Source organism: Burkholderia sp. AU45274, from assembly GCF_030482505.1.
In the GTDB taxonomy this organism is placed as follows: Bacteria; Pseudomonadota; Gammaproteobacteria; order Burkholderiales; family Burkholderiaceae; genus Burkholderia.
In genome coordinates this window covers 1-775 of record NZ_JAUJQE010000039.1, presented here as the reverse complement: position 1 = coordinate 775, position 775 = coordinate 1, and the positions used below count along the sequence as shown (strand labels likewise).

The window sequence follows — 775 nt, the reverse complement described above, 5'->3', positions numbered from 1 at the left end:
CTGGTGCCAGTGAAAAGAGTGGTCGATTACAACGTGAAGGTCCGCGTGAAGTCGGACAACACGGGCGTCGACATCGCGAACGTGAAGATGTCGATGAACCCGTTCGACGAAATCGCGGTTGAAGAAGCCGTGCGCCTGAAGGAAGCGGGCGTGGCGACCGAAGTGATCGCCGTATCGGTAGGCGTCGCGCAAGCGCAGGAGACGCTGCGTACGGCGCTGGCGATCGGCGCGGATCGCGCGATCCTCGTCGAGTCGAACGACAGCGTCGAGCCGCTGGGCGTCGCGAAGATCCTGAAGGCGCTGGTCGACAAGGAACAGCCGCAACTGGTGATCCTCGGCAAGCAGGCAATCGACGACGATTCGAACCAGACGGGCCAGATGCTGGCTGCGCTGGCAGGCCTCCCGCAAGCGACGTTCGCATCGAAGGTCACGGTGGCTGACGGTAAAGCAACGGTTGCACGCGAAGTCGATGGCGGTGCGGAAACGCTGTCGCTGACGCTGCCGGCCGTGATCACGACCGACCTGCGCCTGAACGAGCCGCGTTACGTGACGCTGCCGAACATCATGAAGGCGAAGAAGAAGCCGCTGGAAACCGTGAAGCCGGAAGACCTGGGTGTCGACGTCGCGCCGCGTCTGAAGACGCTGAAGGTGGTCGAGCCGCCGAAGCGCGCAGCCGGCGTGAAGGTGCCGGACGTGAAGACGCTGGTCGAGAAGCTGAAGACCGAAGCCAAGGTGCTGTAAGAGGGAGCGGAAAGAAATGACGATTCTGGTGATT

The 775-nt window shown here is 62.5% G+C and carries 1 protein-coding gene; it reads left to right on the top strand.

Features of this window, described 5'->3' with window-relative positions; translation table 11 throughout:
* On the top strand, window positions 1-741 hold a 741-nt coding region (locus QZM35_RS38090; protein WP_301777790.1), incomplete at its 5' end, for an electron transfer flavoprotein subunit beta/FixA family protein.
* Window positions 742-775: the final 34 nt, after the last annotated feature.